Raw genomic sequence first — 3316 nt, 5'->3', positions numbered from 1 at the left:
CAGCTGGTCATTGCCACCAACCGTAACGATATTCTGCATCGCTTCATGAGTGGCAACAAATACGAGCAGCACCAACTCGAACACACCCTGTCTCCGAGTATGGATATCATGGTGTCCAGCAATTTTGAGCGCCTGCTGTTTGATCTCCACGGCCGGGACGGGCTGGCGGTGAAAACCCTGCTGGAAAACGCTGCGAAGGGGCCCGTCAGTATTGAGGACTATCGCTGGAAGCATGCGCGCAAGCTTTTTGACAGCGATGCGGTGGACGACAAGGCCACCTGCGACACCATTCGTGAGATCTACGAGCAGAACGAGTATCTGCTGGATCCTCACACCGCCATCGGCGTCCGTGCAGCGCGCAACTGCCGCCGTGATCAGGTGGTGCCAATGATTACCCTGGGTACCGCACACCCGGCCAAGTTCCCGGATGCCGTGGCAGAGTCTGGCGTCAGTGTAGAGCCACCGCTGCCGGCGCATATGGCCGACCTGTTCGAGCGGGAAGAGCGGTATACCGTATTGGATAATAATATCGACGGTGTGCAGGCATTCATTGCCAAGCACTGGAAAAACGCCTGATCGGGTATGACACCAAAAAAGATCCTGCGTCGCCCCCAGCCCGATACCCTTCCGGACTGGGGGCAAAACCTGCCTCCCTTGCTTCGCCGCCTCTACGCTGCCCGTGGCGTAACTTCTGATGAGCAGCTGAGCTACACCCTGAAACACCTGGCTTCACCCCTGTCTCTGAGAGGTATTGACCGGGCCGTTGAGCTTCTTGCCGAGGCTATCGATCAGCAGCAGCGGGTGCTTGTGCTCGGCGATTTCGACGCCGATGGTGCTACCAGTACAGCCGTTGCCATGCTTGGACTCTCCATGCTGGGTCTGCAGAGTATCGACTTTCGCGTGCCCAGCCGGTTTGCAGATGGCTACGGCCTGACGCCGGGTATTATTGAACGCCTGCGCGACGAGGGTCAGCTCCCGGACCTGATGGTCACCGTTGATAACGGCATATCCGCGGTTGAAGGCGTTCGCGCGGCCAAGGAACTTGGCGTGAAAGTGGTGGTGACCGATCACCACCTGGCCGGCGAAGAGCTTCCGGATGCCGATGCCATCGTCAATCCAAACCAGCCGGGTTGTCCTTTCCTGAGCAAGAACGCGGCCGGTGTTGGCGTCATGTTTTACGTGCTCACAGCGTTGCGCAAGCAGCTCCGGGAAACCAATCGCCTGCCTGATCCCGAACCCAACCTGGGGTGCCTGCTGGACCTCGTGGCGCTCGGTACTGTGGCTGATGTTGTGCCTCTGGACCACAACAACCGGATCTTCGTGGAGCAGGGCTTGCGCCGGATACGCCAGGGTGAGGCCCGTCCCGGTATCCTGGCGCTGCTGGAAGTCGCTGGCCGGGACCACACGGCGATCAGCTCAACCGACCTTGGATTTGTGGTCGGGCCCCGCCTGAATGCCGCCGGGCGGCTGGATGACATGAGTATCGGGATTGCCTGCCTGCTGGCAGACAGTCCGGACGAGGCTCGCCGACTGGCCCGGGAGCTGGATACCTTCAACCGGGAACGTCGCACCATCGAAAAGGACATGAAAGCCCAGGCCCAGGATCTGCTGTCTTCAATGTCGCTGGACCTGGATGGACTGCCCTGGGGGCTTGCGCTTTTCGATACCGATTGGCACCAGGGCGTTATTGGAATTCTGGCTGCCCGTATCCGTGAGCAGACCCATAGACCGACCATTGCCTTTGCGCCGGACGAAAACGGCGAAGACATCAAAGGTTCTGCTCGCTCCATTCCCGGGCTTCATATCCGGGATGTGCTTGCCGTGGTCGACTCACGTCATCCGGGGATCATGAAAAAATTTGGCGGTCACGCGATGGCTGCGGGCATGACCCTCGCCAGGGATGATCTGGATGCCTTTTCCGAGGCCTTCGATCAGGCCGTTCGAGACACCCTCTCGGCCGAGGATCTGGAGGCGGCGATCACAACCGATGGGCCTCTGGGCGCAAGTGAACTGTCGTTGGACACCGCCGCGCTGCTCAAACGCGCCGGCCCATGGGGGCAGCATTTCCCGGAGCCACTGTTCGACGGCGAGTTCCGGGTGGTCAGCCAGCGGATAGTCGGCGAAAACCATCTGAAATTGGTGTTGCAACCTGTCGAAGGCGGCGGGATCATCGACGGTATTGCCTTCAATACCGGGCCGGAAGTGCCTGATTACACGCGCACCGGTGCGCGGGTGGTTTACAAGCCGGATGCCAATACCTTCCGGGGGCGCACCAATCTCCAGCTTCTGGTGGATTACCTCGAGCCTCTTGCCTGATTCACGGAAACCCGCAGGCTGATTTACAAACCGATTTCCGGTAGAATCCCGCCTCTGTTTTTACTCTCCATTTTCTAGAGCGAGTAAGGGTTTCATGGAAATTAATCCCATTGTGACGAAGATTAAAGAGCTTCGTGAGCGCACTGAAGCGCTCAGGGGGTATCTTTGACTACGATCAGCGTAGTGAGCGACTGACCGAAGTTGAGCGCGAACTGGAGCAGCCGAGTGTTTGGGACGACCCCGAGCGGGCTCAGGCTCTGGGCAAAGAGCGCGCCGATCTTGAGCTGATCGTCAAGACCATCGACAACCTCACCTCCGGCCTTGAAGACGCTGAGGGCCTGCTGGACATTGCCGCAGAAGAAGAGGATGAGGGCACCGTTGCCGAGATCGAATCAGATCTTGAGGCCCTTGATAAAGAGCTCGAGAAGCTTGAATTCCGCCGCATGTTCTCCGGCGAAATGGACGCCAACAACGCCTACCTGGATATTCAGGCTGGCTCTGGTGGCACCGAAGCCCAGGACTGGGCCAACATGCTCCTGCGCATGTACCTGCGCTGGGCAGAGCGTCGGGGCTTCAAGGCCGAAATTGTCGAGCTGATGGAAGGCGATGTGGCGGGTATCAAAAGCGCCACCATTCACATCCAGGGCGACTACGCCTATGGCTGGCTGCGTACCGAAACCGGCGTTCACCGTCTGGTGCGTAAGTCACCATTCGATTCCGGCAACCGTCGGCATACGTCTTTCTCTTCCGTGTTTGTGTCACCGGAAGTGGATGACAGCTTCGAAATTGAAATCAATCCGGCGGATCTTCGGGTGGATGTTTACCGTGCCTCCGGCGCCGGTGGTCAGCACGTTAACCGGACCGAGTCGGCGGTGCGTCTGACGCACAATCCCACCGGTATTGTCGTGGCCTGTCAGGCTGGTCGAAGCCAGCATCAGAACAAGGACCAGGCCATGAAACAGCTCAAGGCGAAGCTGTTTGAGCGTGAGATGCAGGAGCG

The 3316-nt window shown here is 59.0% G+C and carries 2 protein-coding genes and 1 pseudogene; all 3 read left to right on the top strand.

The genetic code is table 11. From position 1 onward, the window contains the following. A partial coding sequence (locus tag B2W52_RS03835) for a PALP domain-containing protein (protein ID WP_476738513.1) occupies window positions 1-576 on the top strand: 576 nt, incomplete at its 5' end. Window positions 577-582: 6 nt separating this feature from the next. Beyond that, window positions 583-2316, top strand: a complete 1734-nt coding sequence (gene recJ, locus B2W52_RS03830; RefSeq protein ID WP_008176227.1) for a single-stranded-DNA-specific exonuclease RecJ — start codon at window positions 583-585, stop codon at window positions 2314-2316. A gap of 94 nt (window positions 2317-2410) precedes the next feature. Further along, window positions 2411-3316 (top strand): annotated as a pseudogene (gene prfB / locus B2W52_RS03825) (peptide chain release factor 2); the annotation flags it as partial.

The organism is Marinobacter sp. UBA2498, assembly GCF_002341575.1.
Classification (GTDB): Bacteria; Pseudomonadota; Gammaproteobacteria; order Pseudomonadales; family Oleiphilaceae; genus Marinobacter; species Marinobacter manganoxydans.
The sequence above is the reverse complement of the archived record's forward strand: the minus strand, read 5'-3'. Positions and strand labels throughout refer to the sequence as shown.